A 19525-nucleotide genomic window follows, 5' to 3' on the forward strand; every position below is an offset into this window, starting at 1 on the left:
TTTAAAGTTCCACCTTTGAGCTTTTAGTCAGTTTTGAGAACTTAACCCCTTTAAGACCGCCTATCTCTATTGATAATTTTTCTATCTCAGAGGGCTTACCTTTTATTATTATCGTCTCAAGGCAGTTGTTGTGATCAAGATGTACATGTGTACTGCAAAGTATATTAACGTATTTACTGTGCTGTATATCTATCATCTTCCTTGTAAGATCCCTCTGGTGGTGGTCGTAAATGATAGTAAGAACGCCGAATACCTCTTCTGTCTCACTATCCCATTTCTCTTCAATTATGAGCTCCCTTATAAGATCCCTTATAAGCTCAGATCTTGATGAGTATCCTTTCTTTATCACCCTGCTGTCAAGCTCTTTAAGAAGATCCTCAGGAAGTGAAACTGAAAATCTTATAGTTTTCTCACCCATCTTCCCACCTAAAAATCATGAGTGTGGTAATGTTTATGTTTTAGTTTACCATGTCTGTGGTAATGGGTATGAACAAGGTTCGCCTTCTTTAGAAGATCAATATTATCAATGAAGCTGTTAATATCACCGTCGTATATTACCGTATGATCCTCAGAAAGTACTATCCCTCTCTCACCAAGTTCTGGTGCAAGACTGAGATTGTGTGTTGTTGTTATAACTGTTGTATCAAGCTCAGACAGAAAATCAATAAACCATCCTGTTGTTCTTGGATCAAGATTTGCTGTAGGCTCGTCAAGAAGAAGTAGCTCAGGTTCCAGTACAAGTATTGATGCGAGGCATACCTTCTGTTTTTCACCACCGCTAAGCTCAAATGGGGATCTATCAAGATATCTGTAAATACCGAGTTTATCAGCCCAGAATCTAACCTTCTCATCAATACCATCCTGTGAAAGCTGTCTCAGTCCAAATGCTATCTCGTCATAAACTGTAGGATTAAATATCATACTGTCCGGACTCTGGAAAAGTAAGACATTGCTCTTCCTGAATTTTCTGGCAAACTCTTTATCTTTAAGTCTTTTCTCTGTTATAAGCTCATCTTTAAAGTAGTAACTTCCCCTGTCCGGAAAAATTAAACCGTTAAGTATCTTTAAAAGTGTTGATTTTCCACTGCCGTTTATCCCGAGTAAAACAACCTTCTCCTTCTCTTTTATACTGAAGTTTATATCCTTAAGAACCTGTTTATCTTCGTAACTGAAAGATAAGTTCTCAATCCTTATCATCTTCTAACCTTTCATAAAGATAGTCGGCAAGATGTTTAACATTAATATTCTTATAATCTCCATGTTTGTACATCCCATCGGCTAAATTAAAAACACATCCTGGACAGTCAGAAAGAACAAACTGTGATCCTGTGTTCTGTATATCATTTATCTTTCTTTTCTGGAGCTCAGTTGCAACTTCATAGTTTGATACTGAGAAGTAACCTGCAAAACCACAGCACATCATCGCCTCATTTCCTTCTCTGTATTCTGCGTTCTTTATATTTTTCAACAGATCCCTGTAAATATCAGGGTTCATTTTCATCGCTGTGTACGAATGACATGGGAAATGGAATGTGACCCTCTCTCCATTTCCACGGAATGTTATATAACCTTCCTCTCTCAGTATCTCAGCAAAATCCTTAACAGGATACCCGTACTCTTCTTTCAGGGCACCTCCACATGTTGGACATGCAACAACTATATAATCAAAGTTGTACCTGTCTATCTCTTTCTTATTGTGTTCGTAAAGCTTCTCAAAAAGATCAACATATCCACCGTAAAGCTGAGGAGCTCCACAGCATCTTATATTTTCAGGAACTATTACCTCGTAACCTGCCTTTTCCATAAGTTTTATAACACTCTCACCTGTCTTTCCGTAAAAAGCATCTATCATACATCCTGTAAAGAAAAGTAGCGTTCCTTTTTTGTTTTCAGGCGTTACCTTTTTACCTCTCAGTCCAAATGGTTTTCCTGTCGGCTTTGGTATAAGTTTTGTGAACTTTGGGATTCCTGTGTTCAGGAAGACTGCGTTATACTCTGGAACTTCCTTTTTAAAAAGAGATCCGTAAGCTTTCATAAGAGATGGGGCAAACTTCATACTGATCTTTGAGATCGCTGTTCCAAACGATGCAAGACCTTTATAAACAGCTGTTTTTACAGGCTCCTTTATCTTTTTGTCCGCCTTATATCTTGCCCTGAACATTATCTCCTTGTACTCAACCTCATTTGGACAGATCCATTCGCATCTTCTGCACATGGCACACTCATTCCACTGTCTCGCTATATCATCAGTTAAGGGGAGAATCCCATCTATCACAGCTTCTGCAAGGGCAAGTCTTCCCCTCGGTGATGATCTCTCCTCTTTAACAACGCTGTAAGTTGGACATACTGATCTACATGCAGAACATTTTACACACTGGTGTGCAAGCTCAACGGAAAGCTGTACATCTATCTTATCTGTCATAAAAACCTCCTGTATAAATTGGAAAGGTATAAAATAATAAATCTTTAAGCCGGTAAAATACAATAAGATAAATCATATCTTAGTTCTTTCTGTAAAAAAAATTTACAGTGTAAAAAAGATTTACAGATTCTCTTAATAAATCTTCATAAGTTTTCTAAAGGATATGGAAAAATTTTTTACATTTTTTTCTGTTTTACAGTGAAAATTATGATGATTTTTAAAGGCATGATTTTTGCATGTAAAAGGGTATGATGCGAAAATTAATTCTTATTCTGGCTTTAAGTATAGGGTTGGTTTATATTCCTTCTGATAAAGGAGGGACAGGATACAGGGAAGTATCTGATCAGGAACTTGACAGTATATCCGGAAGAGGTTTTATTACAGGTGGAAAGATTATTATTGATTTTGGCAGTAAAAAGGTAATTCTGTGGGATGAGATTGAACTTGGTACTAAAGGTGGAAATAAATAATTACTCTGGTATTTCACCTATTCCGTGTTTTTCCATCAGTTTATAAACTTTTGGTCTGCTAATTCCAAGCATCTTTGCAACTTTTGATATATTCCCTTTTGCGAGTATGAATGCTTCTTTAAGCAGTCTTCTCTCCAGATCCTCAATGTTTCTCTTCAGGTTAAGTATGTCCTCTCCGTTGCCTGATCCTTGCGGATTGCATTTTACCTTCAGATCCAAATCCTCAACATCTATAAACTCTTTATCAGTTAAAACAACAGCCTTTCTTATTGTGTTAATAAGCTCCCTCACATTCCCCGGCCATGGATGATCTCTTATAACTTCCAACGCATCAGCTGTAAGGCCTTTTATATTTTTACCAAGTTCCTTAGAGTATCTCTCAACAAAGTATTTGGCCATAATGACAGGGTCTTCACCTCTGTCCCTTAAAGGTGGTAGTTTTATTGTCAGAACACTCAGTCTATAGTACAGATCCCTCCTGAACTTACCTTCCTTTACAGCCTGATCCAGATCAACATTTGTAGCTGCTATTATTCTCACATCAGCAGTTTTTGTCTCATTACTACCTATTCTTTCAAATGTGTATTCCTGTAGAAATCTTAAGATCTTAGACTGTAGATCGTAAGGCATATCACCTATCTCATCTAAAAATAGAGTTCCACCGTTAGCATACTCAATTTTCCCTATTCTTTTCTTGTCTGCCCCTGTGAATGCACCTTTCTCGTAACCGAAAAGTTCAGCCTCTAACAGATCGTGTGGTATGGCAGCACAGTTCACAACAACAAAAGGTTTGTCAGCTCTGTTGCTTCTTTCATGTATGGCTCTTGCTGTTAGTTCTTTACCTGTACCTGTCTCACCAATAATAAGAACAGGGTAGTCTGTAGGTGCAAACTTTCTGATGAGCTGGAAGACCTTTTTCATAGCCTCGCTTGTTCCTATCATCTCCTTGTTTTCTTCCAGCCCTCTCTCTATCTTTTCTTTCTCTGTTCCTGTAAGTCTCTCTATAACTTTTCCTATCTTAAAATCTTTCAGTATTTTGATGATATCAGGGGATGTAAAATCGAGGTACATATTGCATTTTGGACAGGATTTCTCCTCATCAAAAAGCCTTTCCTTACAGTAAGGGCATCTTTTCCCTTCGTATATCTTTTTTGTTATGTATCTCCCAATTGTTGAGGCAAGTGTTTCTGGTGACTCTTTGAATAGAACTACAGAATGTCCGGGACGATAATTTAACATCCGACCCCTTAAAGAGACAACACTGTCTGTCTCAAAGGTTATCTCAACATTATCATTGTCACATGTATCAAGAGGATGATTTTTTATTTTCATTCCATAGAGGGAGAGGTCTATTGACTGGGCTGGGATTATTTGATGGTCGCATTTAATTATGACGCTTTTGTTAAAATTGATTCTTGGAGATATTCTCATGCCAGATTCCTCACCCTCCATTAATATTATACTGGTATGTCATATAGTTGTAATAATAAATATAAAATATTGATGAAATTTTACAAGTTTAATTAATAATCAGTAAATAAGTTGTCTGGATAAGACCTATCAGAAATCCAAGAACCGCACCTGTATAGGTAATATGTTTGAGCTGTTTTTCTGAAAAACCCATAACAACTTTTTCCATCGTCTCAATATCAATTTCCATAAATGTCTCAACAACCATATCTTTTATCCTTAACTGGGATAGCATAATCGGAAGTTCTTCTTCTATATGCTTCTCTATTGTACCTGAGACCTTTTCTATAAGCTTTTCCTTCAGTTTCAGCCTTAGCTTTTCAATGGCTTTATCTAAAAGTTTATCTACAGCTGTAACAACAACAGCACCTTTTATTGTTATCTTCCCTAAGGAGATTCCCTCTTTTATATTCTTTCTTAGATCATCAAGTATGTTTGATATCAGTTCATCAATAACAAGTTCAACCCTCTGGTGAAGTCTTTCTTTGTAATTGCTGTCCTCAAAGAGCTTCTGGAGTTTTTCAAGGGGAAGTATATGTTCTTCAACAGTTTCTGCTATAGAGTTTGCTATTTCCTTTCTTCTTCTTGGTATCAGTCCTGGGGTAAATGGTACTTTGAAGCCAAAGATATACTTCTCCTCAAAAGGTCTGAAAAGCATCTTTATAGCTATATAGTTTGTTACGTAACCTATAAAAGCTCCAAGTAATGGAGGTATTAAGTATTCAATCCACATCTTAAGGTTTTTTCAGTATTTTTTTCCTGATTCTTATTGAATCAGGGGTTACTTCTATCAGTTCGTCATCTGATATCCATTCTAAAGCCTTCTCAAAATCCATCTTTTTTGGAGGTATCAGCTTTATATTCTCATCATTGGCTGCAGCTCTTACATTTGTAAGTTTCTTTTCCCGCGTTATATTTACCCACAGATCTTTATCCCTGTTGTGTTCGCCTAAAACCATACCTTCGTAAACCTCAGTTCCGGCCTCAATAAAGAACACTCCTCTGTCCTGAAGACCATTTATAGCGTAGGCTGTTGATACTCCCTTTCTGTCGGATACAATAGCCCCGTTTATTCTTGTTTTAATGTCTCCCTGCCATTCTGTCCATCCTTCAAATATTGTGTTCAAAACTCCTTCACCTTTAGTGTCCGTCTTAAATTCTGATCTGTAACCTATAAGTCCCCTTGATGGGATTAGAAACTCAAGTCTTACTCTCCCTGAACCAAGATTTGTCATTCCTACCATCTGTCCTTTTCTTGAGCCTAACTTCTGTGTAACACTGCCTACAAACTGTTCAGGAATGTCTATCACAACCCTTTCTAAAGGTTCGTACAGTTTACCATCTATACTTCTTTTTATAACCTCAGGTTTTGATACCTGAAACTCATATCCTTCTCTTCTCATCATCTCTGCCAGTATTGAAAGTTGCAGTTCTCCTCTTCCTTTTACAAGAAAAGCTTCAGGGTTTTCAGTGTCCTCAATTACTATTGCAACATTCGTTAACGTCTCCCTGTAAAGTCTTTCCCTTATATCCCTTGATGTTAGAAATCTTCCAGATCTTCCTGAAAATGGTGAATCGTTAACTGAAAATATCATTGATATTGTCGGCTCTTCTACCTTTAAGGATGGAAGGGCTTCAGGATTTTCAAAGTCTGAGATGGTATCTCCTATATTTATATCTTCAATACCAGCTATAGCGATAATATCTCCAGCTTTTGCTTCTTTTGTTTCAACCTTTTTCAGTCCTTCATATGTGTATAAAACTTTTACAACACCTTTTATGATTTCTCCATTATCTTTTATAATTGATACCTGCTGATTTACCTTTATACTACCGTTGAATATTCTTCCAACAGCAAGTCTTCCAACATAACTGTCATAATCAAGGGATGTGATGAGAAACTGGAAGGGTTTTTCCGGATCATAAGATGGAGGAGGAATATAGTTTACTATCTTCTCAAATAGAGGCTTCATATCTTTACTTTCTTCATCTGGATCCTCTTTTGCTATCCCATCCTTTCCTACTGTGTAAAGTATGGGAAAATCAAGCTGATCTTCAGTAGCATCAAGATCTATAAAAAGATCGTATACCTCATCTATAACCTGGCTTATTCTTGCGTCAGGTCTGTCAATCTTATTTATAACAACAAGAGGCGTTAAACCTTCCTGTAAGGCTTTATGTAAAACGAATCTTGTCTGTGGCATAGGTCCTTCTGCAGCATCAACTAACAGAACTACACCGTCAACCATCTTCAGTGTTCTCTCAACCTCACCACCAAAGTCAGCGTGTCCGGGAGTATCAATTATATTTATCTTTACATCCTTATATCTTATTGCTGTGTTCTTTGCTACGATAGTTATTCCCCTTTCCCTCTCAAGATCTATACTGTCAAGAACTCTTTCCTGAATATCCTCATTATCTCTGAAAGTTCCGCTCTGTTTAAGCAGTGCATCTATAAGTGTTGTTTTACCGTGATCAACATGTGCTATTATCGCTATATTTCTGATCTCTTTCCTTAATATCTTTTTTTCTGTTGCTTCCAAAAATTCTCTCCTTGTTTTTTTAAATCCTATAATTCTAACACAATTGTTTGATAATTGATTGAAAACAATATATATTTATATGGTTTTTATTCAAACGATTGAAGGGGGAATTTTATGACTGTAAGAATAGGTGAACAGGCACCTTACTTTGAGTTTCTTGATGGTATAAAGGGAAAAAGCCTTTATGATCTAAAACAAAAATACCATATCGTTATATATAAAGCAAAGGATGATCAGCTTGAGGATAAAGAGGAGGAGTTTGAGAGGGCAAATATAAAGCTTATTGATTATGTTCAGCTTCTGACTGAAGATTTCTGTGAGCAGTTTGGCTGTGATCCAGATGGGGATTTTATAGTGATTATTGATAAGTATGGAACTGTTCAGTATGTAAGCAGTTCTGTACCGTCCTTTCAGGATATAATGAGTATAATATCTTTCTCTGAAGATGAAGGATGCTGTTCACTCTGACGAGATGGAAGATCTAAAAAATTTAATAGATGAAGCTCCCCAGTCTCCAGGTGTTTATCTTTTCAAAGGAAAGAAAGGTGAGTATATCTATATAGGAAAGGCAAAAAATATAAAAAACAGGCTTAAAGGCCATCTGAACCAGTACAGGATAGACCCTAAAGAGAAAAAGATATTTGATGAGAGCTCAAAGATTGAATGGATAATAACAAAATCAGATTATGAGGCATTTGTTCTTGAGAATGAGCTTATAAAACAGTATAAACCGAAGTATAACGTCAGATTAAAGTCAGGCTCAGGTTATCCGATGCTCGTTATAACGGATGATGAATATCCCACGGTTGTTATAAGCAGAAAGTTTGGAGAGATTGAGGGTGAGTATTTCGGTCCTTTTTTACCAGCAAGAACTGCAAGAGCTATGAAAGACCTTATCCATAAACTGTTCAGGCTGAGAACATGTGATCCGTTGCCTAAAAGGGATATCGTATGTTTTGATTACCATCTTGGGCTTTGTTCCGCCCCGTGTGTAAACAAGATATCTAAAAAGGATTATAACTTTGATGTAAAGGCTGCAAAAGCTTTCCTCTCAGGTGATGTTAAAAAGTTTATATACAGGCTTTATGACAGATTAGAGGAGTACAAAAATAAACTCAACTTTGAGAAGGCATCTGTAGTCAGAGACCAGATACTTGCTATGGAAAATCTGATATCAAAACAGGAAGTCCTCGGTCTTCCTGTTAATGAGGCTGATATATTCTATTTTTCCGGAAAGGATGTTTATCTGATTGTAGTTAGAGGAAGCAGAATAGTGGGAAAGGAGTTTATACAGATAAAACAGGAAGGTATACAGGATTTTGAGATTTCTGTGATTTCAAACTATTACATCAGGGGAAACTTTATCCCTGAGGTTGTGATCTCAAACAGAAAGTTTTCAGACCATAAAAACCTAAAGAGATGGCTCTCTGAAAAAAAGGGAAGTGATGTTAGACTTCTGTTTGATATACCTGATGAGATAAAAGGATTTATAGACAGAAATATAGGGAGTGTTGATCTCTCCGATCTAAAGGAGATATTCAAGAGAACTTTTGGTTTTGATCTTCCGGAAAGAATAGAAGGTTTTGATATTTCAACACTTTTTGGTGATTTTACCGTTGGATCCGCTGTTGTATGGGAAAATGGAAAGATGAACAAAAGGGAGTACAGAAGATTTAAGATAAAAACTGTTGATGGGATTGATGATTACGCATCATTAAGGGAGTTGCTTTTCAGAAGGTTCAGAAAGTACAAAGAGATGGATAATCCCCCCAGACTTGTTCTGATAGACGGTGGCAAAGGTCATCTTAAACAGGGTGAGATAGTCAGGGATGCATTAGGAATAAAAAATCTCAGGATCTTCTCACTGGCTAAAAAGGAAGAGATCTTATACACAGATGATGGTAAATCTGTTTATCTTTATAATTACCAGCCTCTTTTGAAGCTTTTCACAACAATCAGAGATGAGGCACACAGGTTCGCATTATCGTATAATAGAAAGCTGAGGGAGAGGGATACCTTAAAAGAACTCCTTGATAAGATTGAGGGTGTTGGGAAAAAGAGAAAGGAGATCCTCTACAGAACGTACAAAACTGTTGATAGAATAGCACAGGCTTCTGTAGAGGAGTTGAAAAAGCTGGGTATTCCTGAGAAAGTCGCTCAGAATATTAAAAAGTATTTATCAGTATAAATATTTTGCTGTTAAAACCGAACTTGATATAAATCAATAAAATAGGGATATAAAGATGGGAAGAATCAGACCTAAACCTATTAATAAGGAATCTGAATTTAAACCTGATGAGATCTTTTTTTCAAGTACAGATCTGAAAGGCATTATCCTCTCCGGAAATGATGTTTTTCAGAGAATAAGCAAGTACTCAATGGATGAGCTTATAGGAAGTCCACATAACATTATAAGACATCCAGATATGCCAAAAATAGTTTTTAAACTTCTTTGGGACTATATACAGTCTGGAAAGCCTATTGTAGCCTATGTGAAAAATATGGCAAAGGATGGAAGTTATTACTGGGTTCTTGCTACTGTTATGCCTGTAAAGGATGAGTCTGGAAATATTAGAGAGTATATATCCATAAGAATAAAACCGACCACAGATTACTTTAAGATAATCCCTCAGGTATATCAGGAACTTCTTGAGATAGAAAGAGAAGGAGGAATGGATGCTTCATATAAAGCTCTCACAGATACATTGAAAAAACTGGGTTATGATAGTTATGATGATTTTATGAAGGATATACTGGTTGCAGAGCTGAAAGATAAATCCTCACTTCTTAAAATTGAGATACCATCAATCTCCAAACAGCTTTCAAAGGAGAATGTATCGTATTTCAATGATATTATCTCAAAATCAAAAAGTCTTGATAAACTTATAGAAGAGCTTTTTAACTCTATCTCAAACTTTGAGAAACTAAGAATGCTTTTTTCAGAAAAGTCAGAGAGTATTTACAAGGTAACAGATGAGATAAGGCTTACAGCTTTAAACTCCTCTGTTGAATCTTTAAGGCTGGGAAGTAAAGGTGCTGTTTTTTCCGTGATCTCAGCTGAGATGAGAAAGAACTCTGAAGAGGAAAGTAAGATAATAAAGCAGATGAAGGTTCTTATAGATAAAAACACAGAAGAGATAAAAGATATCGTTTTTACACTCAGCCTCTCAAAACTTGAGATTATTATGTTTGGAAAGTTTTTAAGTTCACTTGTTAAAACAGGATCCGAGGATGAGATATTCAGTGCATTAAAAAGAGATGTGGCTAACTTCTTTTATCTTATATCATCGTCTCATGAGTACTTCCACAAACTTTCAGATCTGGTCTCTAAAAGTATTGGCTCACTTGAGGAGCTCAATAAAAGACTAAGGAAACTTAAGCTTTTGATAGAAGAGCTTGAGGCGATGTATTTTAGAGGACTTATAGAGTCCGGTCATATGGAAGGAACTAACTTCTCAATCATATTTACATACGTTAGGAAGCTTGTAAATCAGACAAAGGAAAATATATCAGCACTTGAGGAGCCTTTAAGAAATATCTTTGATGATGAGCTGAAAATTAAACATAATATTAGAAAGATAAACTTTAATCTGGAAGATATAAGGGTAGATCTTGAGAGAATACTGAACTGAGGACAGGTTATGTTAGAGAATATTAAGGGCCTTCTTCTTGATCTTGATGGTGTTTTATACATAGTGGACAGACCCATAGAAGGTGCTCAGGAAACATTAAAAAAACTGAGGGAAAGATTCAAGGTTGTCTTTATAACAAATACAACAACAAAACCTAAAAAGGTTGTTTACCAGAAACTTATAGAGATGGGTTTTGATCTTAATGAGGATGAGATATTTTCAGCACTTGAGGCAACAAAGCAGTTTATCAAGGAGAAAGGTGGTGGAGCATACCTTCTTCTTACAGATCTTGCCAAGAAGGATTTTGAGGATATCCCGTCGGAACCTGTAAATTATGTGGTAATTGGTGATGCGAGGGAAAACTTCAGTTATGAGAATATGAATAAAGCTTTCAGATATATAATGGACGGTGCACAGATCATAGCTGCAGCAAAAAATAAATACTTTATGGACAGGGATGGGAAGCTTTCACTTGACTGTGGAGCATTCGTTGTAGGCCTTGAGTTTGCAACAGGTAAAGAAGCTTTAATCATCGGAAAGCCTTCCAAGGACTTTTTCTTACTTGCTGTTAGGAAGATGGGACTGAAACCTGAAGAGGTTGCTGTTATAGGTGATGATATTGAGGCTGATGTTAAAGGTGGGATGGATGCTGGTCTTAAAGGTATCCTTGTAAAAACAGGTAAGTTTACACAGGATGATCTTAAGAAAGGCATAAAACCTGATCTTATACTGGATAGCATAAACCAGATTTTAGAGTATATTTAAGTTATGGATAAAATAATTACGAAAATTTGGCTTTTTATACTTATACTGACGGTTCTCTCATTCTCTTTCTTTATATCTTTCTTCCTTTTTATAGCTGTAGCTGTTCTTATTCTAATAACATTACCGTACTACTTTTATATGAAATACAGAATAAAAAAGGAGATGGAAAGAAGAGGTGTGTACAGGTATAGATTACCTGAGGATATAGATTAAAAAAGTTCTTTAATCTTTTCCAGTATGCTTTTTTCTCTGGTTCTGTCCTCTTCCTGTATCTCCTCAATAGCCTCTTTAACTATTAGATTTACAAACTCCTCAGCCTCTTTCTCAGGGTCTTTAATGTGTCTGTGAACCTTTGGAGGAATTTTTTTCTCTATCTCAAGTGAAGATAACTTTTTCTCAATTTCTTTGAGAGTTTCCTCTTCATCTATCATCTGAACTTTTTCTGATCTTTCTTTCCTCTCTACTACCGGATTTATAATAATGTATCCTATCAGGTATACCATTATCATTGAAAATATAACCGGTACTATAAGCAGGATATATCTCAATTTTTTCATATAGATCCCCCACATAACAAATATAGCCCTTAATTTTATGCAAGGCAAAAAGATAGCTGGTAAAATATACATCCTACAAAGTTTTAAGGGGTTTAGCATGCTGGGTGTTATTGGTGGTAGTGGTCTTTATCAGGTTGATGATATAAACATTCTGGATGAGGTAAACATTTCAACCCCCTATGGGGAGCCTTCAGACAGATATATTATTGCCGAGTACAGGGGAAAGAAAGCTGTCTTCCTCCCAAGACATGGTAAAGGGCATAAATATCCACCCCACCTTATAAATTACAGAGCCAATATATGGGGATTCAGGAAGTTAGGTGTTGACAGAATTCTATCTGTTAGTGCTGTTGGAGGGATAAATCCTCTTTTGAAACCGGGAGATTTCGTTCTTTCCGATCAGTTTATAGATTTTACAAAGGTCAGACCTGTAACATTCTATGAGGGAGTATATACCATTTATGATGAGACAGATGGAAAAGATGATCTTGTTTCCGAGTATTTAAAAAACAACAGGGTTGTCCATATTGATGTTACGGATCCTTTTTGCAGTAGTATGAGGAAAACACTCTCAGATATCCTTGATGAGAAAGGATACAGATACCATAAAAAAGGGACCTATATAGCAACTGAAGGTCCAAGACTTGAAACATCTGCTGAGATAAAGGCTTTCTCTATACTTGGTGCCGATATTGTTGGTATGACGCTTGTTCCAGAGATTGTACTCGCGAGAGAGCTTTCAATGCATTTTGCATCAATAAATGTTGTAACAAATCTTGCAGCAGGGATTTCAGGTGAGAGGCTTACATCAGATGAAGTTATTCAGATGATGAAAGAGAAAAATGATCAGATAAAAGAGATAATTCTCTCATTTATTGAGAAAGTTCCTGAAAAGCCTGACTGTAACTGTGAAGATGTTTTAGATGGAGCTGCCATTTAAAGCTCCACCTCAACCTTATTTTTTCCAGTTTTCTTTGCTCTGTACATTGCGGTATCGGCTCTGTGCAGTATTGAGTTAACAGTATCACCTTTCTTAACCTGTGTTACTCCAAAACTTGCTGTAACTCTTAGTATCTCATCCCTGTCCGGACCTATTCTTATCTCTCTGTTCTGGATTATATTTCTCAGTCTCTCTGCTATCTTTACAGCATCCTCTATCTCAACACCTGGAAGAAGTATGGCGAACTCCTCTCCGCCTATCCTTCCAATGATCGTATTTGCCCTGAGATAGAACTTAAATATAGTCGCTATCTCTTTCAAAACTATATCACCAACACTGTGACCGTAGTTATCGTTGATATCCTTAAAGTTATCAACATCAACATATATAAGTGAGAACGGATAGTTTCTCTTTTCAAAATCCTTTATGGCATCCTCAAGGGCTCTTTCAAATCTCCTTCTGTTAACAAGTCCGGTAAGAAAGTCCATAGAGGCTTCTGTTTTAGCGTGAGAAAGTTCCTGCCTGAGCTGGTGAATCTCCGAATGGTATTTCTTAATCTGATTTTTTAGAAACTCATTCTGAGATTTAAGTTCTTTAAGTTCATCAAGTATTAAATGGACTGTGGCACTTATATCAGATATCTGCATCTCGCTTGTCTTCTCAGCAAGTGAGCTGGCATGACTGTCTATATTTGCCTGATAGTTATCAATATTTTGTATTAGCTCTTTCAGGGTTATATCTATCTTGTCGGCTATATCTCTAAGTTTTCCTGATACCTTTTCGGCTTCTTTCTCCTTGCTACCATTAATATCAACAATCTGGTAGTCCTCTTCATATATCTCTTTGTAAAGTCCTATTATCTCAAGATCGGAAAGATCTTTATTTTCTTCAACAAGAGAACAAAAAATATAAAACCATTTTTCATAGTTATTAGGAACAGGTGGAATATTGTGCTTGATAAGAAAACTCAGCTCTTTACGAACAATATTCATCAAGACCTTGATCTCGTCATGGGAAAGCCTCTTTTTGTTGCTAAGTTTTTCGTAAAATTTACACGTTATTTTCCCCATTAATCTATCCCGGTATGCTCCTTTAAAAGTTCATTTTTTCGTGGATTTATATTACTATCGGCAGAATCCGTCTCTTTCATTAGGTAAACTTTATCCCCAGGTCTTACCCTTTCTACAGTTTTCAATCCTACGACCGTTCCTCTTTCTGCAGTCTGTATATCTCTTCTGTCTATCTGCATTGAACTCACTTTCTGTCTTACAACACCTGTTTTCTTTCCTATTATATGTATTGTGTCACCAATGGAGATCGGATGATCCACAACTCTAAGCTCAGCTACGCTGATTTTAGGGTAAAACTTAACAACCTCTCCAACGTATAGTTTCTGTTCTTTTGCTATTGATTTATTTATACCGAAAAGACCCTCACCAAAGTAAAAACCGCTGTCCCACTCTCTATGGTACACCCTTTCAAGCATATCCCACAGATCCTTCCATCCTTTCTTTTCCCATTCGCCGTTCAGTATTCTATCCCTTGCCTCCCTGTAAGCTTTAGTTACCATATAAGCGTAATCCGCATTTTTATTTCTACCCTCTATCTTCCAGCTGTCAGCCCATATAAGCCTGTCAACAAAGTTTATCGTTACAAGATCCCTTGCAGAAAGGACATAGTCTGATCCTAAGAAAAACTCAGTTCCTGTGTTTTTAGACACTATCTTTACATCATACTCATGTCTGCAGACCTGATAGCATTCTCCCCTGTTCCCAGATTTTTCAAATACGTCATGTGAAAGGAAGCATCTTCCTGATACAGCCATGCACATAGCACCGTGTATAAATATCTCAATCTCAAGGTTTGTTTTATTTTTAATATCAAGAAGTCCCTGCAGTTTGACCTCCCTTGCTGGAACTATCCTTTTTACACCGAGTCTTTCGTAAAACTTTGCCGCTTCTGAGTTGGAGACTGAGGCCATAGTTGAAAGATGTGTCTCTAAACCTCTGGAAATAGACATTGATATTACAGACATATCCCATCCTATGACAGCATCAACACCTATCTCCTTCAACTGATCAAGTGTCTCCTCTATATAAGGAAGATCTTCTTCAAAAACGATCGAGTTTAATACAATGTACTGTCTTACCCCTGCATCCTGTGTTATCTTTCTTATCTCTTTAACATCCTCCATTGTGAAATGTGTTTTTAACGCTCTCTGGTTTATCTTACCAACACCCATGTATATAGCATCTGCTCCTGCCTTTATAACAGCAGAAAGCCCCTCATAATGTCCTACAGGTGCAAGTATTTCAGGTTTTTTTCTCATCTATACCTCCATGTTTTGATCATAATAAAAGTAATATAAGTTTATTCAAATTGCTATCCACAAAAAATGATCAATATTAGCTTGTGATAAAATAAAAATAAAAAGAGGTGTTATATTGGACATACTTGACAGGATAATTCTTACAAAGAAAAGAGAACTGGAGAATTATTCAAAGGAGTATCTGGATCTTATTGATATTAAAATCTCAAAAAGAAAACACCCTGTTATAGATTTCAGATCCGCCTTTAAAAAAGGAAGAATAAATATAATAGCTGAGGTAAAAAAGGCATCACCATCAAAAGGTGTTATAAGAGAAGATTTTGATCCTGTTAAGATAGCGAAGATATATGAGGAAAATGGGGCAGCTGCCATATCGGTTCTCACAGATAAAGAGTACTTTAAAGGTGATATACAGTATATAGAGCAGATAAAAGAGTCTGGGATTAATATTCCTGTCCTGAGGAAAGATTTTATTATAGATAAAAGGCAGATAGATGAGGCTTTCGCCTTTGGGAGTGATACATTTCTCCTTATAGCAAGGGTTCTTGAGAATGAAGAACTTGAAGATCTCATAAATTACGGAAGATCTTTTGGTATGGAGCCTTTGATCGAGGTACACACAAAAGAGGAGTGTGAGAAAGCTGTATCGTCTGGTGGAAAGATCATTGGGATAAATAACAGGGATCTGAAAACATTTAAGGTTGATATCAACCTTTCAAAGGAACTCGCACCTTACCTAAAAGAACTTGGTGCAGATATAGTTATTGCTGAAAGTGGGATAAGCACCCATGATCAAATTGTGGAGCTTTTAGGGTATGGGGTTGATGGATTCCTGATAGGTGAGTCCCTGATGAGGGAAGAAGATATAGGAAAAAAGCTGAGGAAACTCTTAGGAGATACTACTTAAAGCTGAAGTATACCTTTTCAGCTTTCTGGAATATAAATCTCTCCTCATCTGGTATGTAAGCTGTCAGCTTATTCCCAAGAACACAGCCTGTATCTATGCCGTAACAAAGGTTGTTTATGTAAGGCTCTTCAAAAACCACATGACCGTAAACTATCTTTGGTGAGTCTGGCTTCAGTATCCTGTTTTTAGTCCAGTCTATCCTCTCAGGAAAACCCTCTTCCGTTACTCTTCCAGTTGTCTCACCGTAAAGGACAAAACTCTTTATTTTTTTACCTGTTTTACCTATCATCTCATCTTTAATTCCTGCATGTGCAACAACGGTGTTGTCATTTATGATCAGATAGAGTGGACACTCAGAGTAGTAACTTATATATCTTTCCTTAAGCTCTTCTTTTTTACTTTCCGGTAGCTTATCAAACTGTTCAACAGTTTTCTGCATACCGTAACTTATCTTTACATATTCGCCTTTCAGCCATCTGACAAATTTATGATTGTGATTGCTCTGAACTTCTAAAAAGTTACCTTCCTCATACATAGACATACACAGCTCTATCGTTTCAATATTGTAATCTCCCCTATCAACTGTATCTCCCGCTGATATTATAAGACAGTCCTCTCCGTACTCTTTTCTTATGATGCTGACCAGCTTCTCAAACTCCTTTACACAGCCGTGTATATCACCGATTACTGCATATGGGCTGTCTATCTTTATTCTCAAAAAACTTCCCATCTTTCCTCCCTGTATATTTTTAAGATCCTTATAAGAATTACAGAAATTATCAAGAAGAATGTATAAAAATGATCATTATCTGAGAAAGAACATCCAGAGCCACCCTTACCTCCATCTATTACAGGATTTACTGTGACAGTGATCTTCTGGGATATATCATTTCCATTTGTATCCTTTACAGTCAGTGTGATTACGTATTCCCCAGGTTCTTTATAATACTTTTCTACCTTCTGGTTAGAACATCCGTAATCGGAGATATAGGTCCCATCTCCAAAATCTATCAGACATTCTATACTGTCTCCGTCAGGATCGTGGGCTTTATATCTGACGGTTATTTTATCCCCTTCTAACAGCTTAAAAGGATCAACAGAAAATAGATCAACAACAGGATCATTATTCGATGAATAGACCTTTATAACCAGGCTTTTCTTAACTGTATCTTTCCCATCTGATACTTCCAGAACCGCTGTGTATTCTCCTGGCTGAGTGTATGTAAAGTTGACTGTTTCTTCACCGCAATTATCTGATGTAAACTCAAAGCTGTTGTCACCGTCTGAATCAAAATTGCAAACTAAAGGATCACCATCTTTATCCCCAGCTTTAAATCTGAATGTTACCGTCAGAGGCAGATAACCTTCAGTTATGTCTGACTCAAATATCAGTATATCAGGAGGACTGTTCACAGTGGATGAAAGAACAATATCTGTATAAAAACAGTCTGACCAGTTGGAGAGATTATCAAGATCATCCTTTGCCTGTGCTCTTACACAGTACCTCCTTGGAGTATCCCACTGATAACCTCTCCTTCCAGAACCCCAGTCTGATACATTTCCATCTCCCCAATCAAATCTGTAGTATATACTGTCACCATCTGGGTCTTTTGAGCTTGCCGTGAAGGGGTAAACGATATCTGTATAACCGGAGGTTACTCCCGATATTGAAGGTGTCTCAGGGGGACTGTTTTTCTGTTTTACCTGAATATTTATCTTATAACTTACAGTGTCATATCCATCATCAATCACAAGCTCTGCTATGTATGTACCTGGAATATTATAAACTCTGTTTACAGGACTACTATTACAACCGTTATCTCTGATCTCATAATTTCCGTTACCGTCAAGGTCAATTAAGCATATTAAGTTATCACCATCTGGATCAGATGCACTGTAGGAGAATTTTACAGTGTCCCCCTCATATATAACTGTTCTGTCTGCAGAAAAGCTCCCTGAAGGAGGTCTGTTTTGATTGACAGTTATACTTAATGTTTTTGTGGTTATGTAAATGCCATCAGACACAGAAAGCTTAGGTGTGTAGCTCCCACCAGATGTATACTCATAACTGTATGTATATGTAGAACAGTCTGTTACCGTTATATCGTCTGTTCCATCACCATCAGCATCAAAGTTACATCTGAGGCTGTCTCCGTCAGGATCTGAAACATTCCAGTTAAAGGATACTGTTAGTGGAACTTTTCCTGATATTGGGTCTGCAGTGAAACTGTTTATCACAGGAGGATTTGAGGAAGGTACAGAGATATAGTTTGCCACTATCAGTCTTGTCCTGTTTATAGTTTTGGAGTTGTCTGCCGAATCAGGCTGACCTTCAGGAACACCTATGCTGTATCCTTTGTAAGTTATATTGGGGTTTGAGAAATACCTGATTGTAGGTCTGTCATAACTCATTACAGTTGCAAAAACTCCCTGAACATCATACCCGTAAGAGTATGAAAATGCTCCAGAACCTGTTGAGTGATCTCTATCGTGGCTGCACCCAAAGTTATGTCCCACCTCGTGTGCAAATGTTTCATCTGGACAGTAGTAAGATCCATAATTTCCTACTTCAACAACAGAAAAACCTGAACTGTAGTAACTTGAGGTATAGTATGAAAGATTCTGATCAAAGTTATCAGGTAGATTAACAATAATATACCCCAGACCACAGGTATTTCCTCCCTGGTATTTTCTGAGAAGTACAACGATATCAGCTTTTTTTAGTTTTCTCAGACTGTCTATATTCTGATCTGAGCTTAAGGTATTTAAAGCTGAATCCAGAGAAACTGTTTCATCTACAGATGTTATCTCTGAGATTCCTGCAAGATTTAAGGATGTATTGATATTACTGTTTATAAAAGACTGGTTTGCTATATCAATAAGAGATCGGATAAAGGCTTCAAGTCCTGTTCCATACTCATTTTTTACAGCTGTAGTATATAGAACAAGAATATCTACCCTGCTTCCATCCTCAGGGTTTGATCCAAGAGCTTTTATATCTTCAATTTTTTTTTCAGGATAAAAAGGGACTGTATCTTCCTTTAATGGGACTATCTTTTTACCTGAAAGATCCTCAATCAGATACAGATTCTCTTCAGGTTTTAAAGGTTTTATCCTGTATCTTTTACCGTTGAAAATTACTGTTCCGTAAGCAACCCCTTTTTCTACCGTTATAATTACTGAACTGTTCTTCTTATCTATTACCTTTCCAAACCAGGAAAAACCTTCCTCTCTTGTTTCTGTTCTTGATCTTTCAACTGTAACTGAGCTTCCATCAGGAAGTTCCAATATAAGCTGTCTCGTTTCCTGTTTTGATATCCCGGGACTGAGATAATCAATGTTTAACTTTATAACAGAACTGCTATTCTTTATATCAACATTTTCCGTTAACTTTTTGGAGCTATCACCACAGGAAAAAAAGAATACAATTAAAAGCAAAAGGATATATCTTGTATATCTCAAACCTTTCTCCAGATGATCGTTGTAGAAT

Annotated in this window: 19 protein-coding genes; 8 read left to right on the top strand and 11 right to left on the bottom strand. The window is 36.8% G+C overall.

What is annotated here, in order from left to right; all coding sequences use genetic code 11:
- Window position 1: 1 nt before the first annotated feature.
- Genes nikR through PERMA_RS04585 form a run of 3 tightly spaced genes read right to left on the bottom strand, consistent with a single transcriptional unit; the run spans window position 2 to window position 2422 of the window.
- Complete coding sequence (gene nikR, locus PERMA_RS04575) at window positions 2-418, bottom strand: nickel-responsive transcriptional regulator NikR (RefSeq protein ID WP_012676126.1); 417 nt, start codon at window positions 416-418, stop codon at window positions 2-4.
- A gap of 8 nt (window positions 419-426) precedes the next feature.
- Entirely contained in the window at window positions 427-1197 is a 771-nt protein-coding gene (locus PERMA_RS04580) for an energy-coupling factor ABC transporter ATP-binding protein (protein WP_012676108.1), read from the bottom strand.
- On the bottom strand, window positions 1184-2422 hold the full coding sequence (locus tag PERMA_RS04585; protein WP_015898937.1) for a (Fe-S)-binding protein: 1239 nt from the start codon (window positions 2420-2422) through the stop codon (window positions 1184-1186). Before PERMA_RS04585 ends, PERMA_RS04580 begins: the two co-directional genes overlap by 14 nt.
- Before the next feature lie 251 nt (window positions 2423-2673).
- On the opposite strand from PERMA_RS04585, the gene PERMA_RS04590 reads away from it, so the two are divergent.
- The gene (locus PERMA_RS04590) at window positions 2674-2892 is read left to right on the top strand and encodes a hypothetical protein (protein ID WP_041530884.1); all 219 of its coding nucleotides are present in this window, start codon (window positions 2674-2676) and stop codon (window positions 2890-2892) included.
- Here the strand turns inward: PERMA_RS04590 and PERMA_RS04595 are convergent, their stop codons facing one another.
- The 3 genes from PERMA_RS04595 to typA form a co-directional block, all read right to left on the bottom strand.
- Window positions 2893-4224: a sigma-54 interaction domain-containing protein gene (locus PERMA_RS04595; RefSeq protein ID WP_012676829.1), complete on the bottom strand. Its 1332-nt coding sequence runs from the start codon at window positions 4222-4224 to the stop codon at window positions 2893-2895.
- Between the two features lie 187 nt (window positions 4225-4411).
- A complete protein-coding gene (locus PERMA_RS04600; protein WP_012675746.1) occupies window positions 4412-5095 on the bottom strand; it encodes a DUF445 domain-containing protein in 684 nt (227 codons plus the stop codon).
- A gap of 1 nt (window position 5096) precedes the next feature.
- Window positions 5097-6905: a translational GTPase TypA gene (gene typA / locus PERMA_RS04605; RefSeq protein ID WP_015898904.1), complete on the bottom strand. Its 1809-nt coding sequence runs from the start codon at window positions 6903-6905 to the stop codon at window positions 5097-5099.
- Between the two features lie 114 nt (window positions 6906-7019).
- On the opposite strand from typA, the gene PERMA_RS04610 reads away from it, so the two are divergent.
- From PERMA_RS04610 to PERMA_RS04630, 5 genes are read left to right on the top strand one after another with little or no spacing between them, the layout of a single operon-like run.
- A complete protein-coding gene (locus tag PERMA_RS04610; RefSeq protein WP_012676937.1) occupies window positions 7020-7373 on the top strand; it encodes a hypothetical protein in 354 nt (117 codons plus the stop codon).
- Complete coding sequence (gene uvrC / locus PERMA_RS04615; RefSeq protein WP_012675360.1) at window positions 7351-9093, top strand: excinuclease ABC subunit UvrC; 1743 nt, start codon at window positions 7351-7353, stop codon at window positions 9091-9093. Before PERMA_RS04610 ends, uvrC begins: the two co-directional genes overlap by 23 nt.
- 55 nt (window positions 9094-9148) lie before the next feature.
- Complete coding sequence (locus PERMA_RS10645) at window positions 9149-10537, top strand: methyl-accepting chemotaxis protein (protein WP_012676309.1); 1389 nt, start codon at window positions 9149-9151, stop codon at window positions 10535-10537.
- 9 nt (window positions 10538-10546) lie between these two features.
- On the top strand, window positions 10547-11302 hold the full coding sequence (locus tag PERMA_RS04625; RefSeq protein ID WP_012675632.1) for a TIGR01458 family HAD-type hydrolase: 756 nt from the start codon (window positions 10547-10549) through the stop codon (window positions 11300-11302).
- Window positions 11303-11305: 3 nt separating this feature from the next.
- Window positions 11306-11515, top strand: coding sequence for a hypothetical protein (locus PERMA_RS04630; protein ID WP_012676014.1), 210 nt, complete (start codon window positions 11306-11308; stop codon window positions 11513-11515).
- Here the strand turns inward: PERMA_RS04630 and PERMA_RS04635 are convergent.
- On the bottom strand, window positions 11512-11859 hold the full coding sequence (locus tag PERMA_RS04635; RefSeq protein ID WP_012676814.1) for a hypothetical protein: 348 nt from the start codon (window positions 11857-11859) through the stop codon (window positions 11512-11514). The two genes, PERMA_RS04630 and PERMA_RS04635, sit on opposite strands and share 4 nt — an antisense overlap.
- A 97-nt stretch (window positions 11860-11956) precedes the next feature.
- Here PERMA_RS04635 and mtnP point away from each other — a divergent pair, with 97 nt between their 5' ends.
- Complete coding sequence (gene mtnP / locus PERMA_RS04640) at window positions 11957-12799, top strand: S-methyl-5'-thioadenosine phosphorylase (protein WP_012676161.1); 843 nt, start codon at window positions 11957-11959, stop codon at window positions 12797-12799.
- Here the strand turns inward: mtnP and PERMA_RS04645 are convergent.
- Window positions 12796-13869, bottom strand: a complete 1074-nt coding sequence (locus PERMA_RS04645; RefSeq protein WP_041530885.1) for a GGDEF domain-containing protein — start codon at window positions 13867-13869, stop codon at window positions 12796-12798. The genes mtnP and PERMA_RS04645 overlap by 4 nt on opposite strands.
- On the bottom strand, window positions 13869-15128 hold the full coding sequence (locus PERMA_RS04650) for a peptidase U32 family protein (protein WP_012676593.1): 1260 nt from the start codon (window positions 15126-15128) through the stop codon (window positions 13869-13871). The genes PERMA_RS04645 and PERMA_RS04650 overlap by 1 nt, the downstream gene beginning before the upstream one ends.
- Before the next feature lie 115 nt (window positions 15129-15243).
- Here PERMA_RS04650 and trpC point away from each other — a divergent pair, with 115 nt between their 5' ends.
- Window positions 15244-16035 carry an indole-3-glycerol phosphate synthase TrpC gene (trpC, locus tag PERMA_RS04655; protein ID WP_012676943.1) on the top strand — a complete coding sequence of 264 codons (792 nt, stop codon included), beginning with the start codon at window positions 15244-15246 and terminating at the stop codon, window positions 16033-16035.
- Here the strand turns inward: trpC and PERMA_RS04660 are convergent.
- Together PERMA_RS04660 and PERMA_RS04665 are read right to left on the bottom strand one after the other, a co-directional pair.
- A complete protein-coding gene (locus PERMA_RS04660) occupies window positions 16028-16765 on the bottom strand; it encodes a metallophosphoesterase (protein WP_012675482.1) in 738 nt (245 codons plus the stop codon). The two genes, trpC and PERMA_RS04660, sit on opposite strands and share 8 nt — an antisense overlap.
- On the bottom strand, window positions 16750-19497 hold the full coding sequence (locus tag PERMA_RS04665; RefSeq protein WP_012676066.1) for a PKD domain-containing protein: 2748 nt from the start codon (window positions 19495-19497) through the stop codon (window positions 16750-16752). Before PERMA_RS04665 ends, PERMA_RS04660 begins: the two co-directional genes overlap by 16 nt.
- Between the last annotated feature and the right edge of the window lie 28 nt (window positions 19498-19525).

It is taken from the genome of Persephonella marina EX-H1 (assembly GCF_000021565.1).
GTDB lineage: Bacteria > Aquificota > Aquificia > Aquificales > Hydrogenothermaceae > Persephonella > Persephonella marina.

Coding starts and splice junctions, on each gene's coding strand:
- nikR (WP_012676126.1), bottom strand. CDS start 418: ATGGGTGAGAAAACTATAAGATTTTCAGTTTCACTTCCTGAGGATCTT.
- PERMA_RS04580 (WP_012676108.1), bottom strand. CDS start 1,197: ATGATAAGGATTGAGAACTTATCTTTCAGTTACGAAGATAAACAGGTT.
- PERMA_RS04585 (WP_015898937.1), bottom strand. CDS start 2,422: ATGACAGATAAGATAGATGTACAGCTTTCCGTTGAGCTTGCACACCAG.
- PERMA_RS04590 (WP_041530884.1), top strand. CDS start 2,674: ATGCGAAAATTAATTCTTATTCTGGCTTTAAGTATAGGGTTGGTTTAT.
- PERMA_RS04595 (WP_012676829.1), bottom strand. CDS start 4,224: ATGAAAATAAAAAATCATCCTCTTGATACATGTGACAATGATAATGTT.
- PERMA_RS04600 (WP_012675746.1), bottom strand. CDS start 5,095: ATGTGGATTGAATACTTAATACCTCCATTACTTGGAGCTTTTATAGGT.
- PERMA_RS04610 (WP_012676937.1), top strand. CDS start 7,020: ATGACTGTAAGAATAGGTGAACAGGCACCTTACTTTGAGTTTCTTGAT.
- uvrC (WP_012675360.1), top strand. CDS start 7,351: ATGAAGGATGCTGTTCACTCTGACGAGATGGAAGATCTAAAAAATTTA.
- PERMA_RS10645 (WP_012676309.1), top strand. CDS start 9,149: ATGGGAAGAATCAGACCTAAACCTATTAATAAGGAATCTGAATTTAAA.
- PERMA_RS04625 (WP_012675632.1), top strand. CDS start 10,547: ATGTTAGAGAATATTAAGGGCCTTCTTCTTGATCTTGATGGTGTTTTA.
- PERMA_RS04630 (WP_012676014.1), top strand. CDS start 11,306: ATGGATAAAATAATTACGAAAATTTGGCTTTTTATACTTATACTGACG.
- PERMA_RS04635 (WP_012676814.1), bottom strand. CDS start 11,859: ATGAAAAAATTGAGATATATCCTGCTTATAGTACCGGTTATATTTTCA.
- mtnP (WP_012676161.1), top strand. CDS start 11,957: ATGCTGGGTGTTATTGGTGGTAGTGGTCTTTATCAGGTTGATGATATA.
- PERMA_RS04645 (WP_041530885.1), bottom strand. CDS start 13,869: ATGGGGAAAATAACGTGTAAATTTTACGAAAAACTTAGCAACAAAAAG.
- PERMA_RS04650 (WP_012676593.1), bottom strand. CDS start 15,128: ATGAGAAAAAAACCTGAAATACTTGCACCTGTAGGACATTATGAGGGG.
- PERMA_RS04660 (WP_012675482.1), bottom strand. CDS start 16,765: ATGGGAAGTTTTTTGAGAATAAAGATAGACAGCCCATATGCAGTAATC.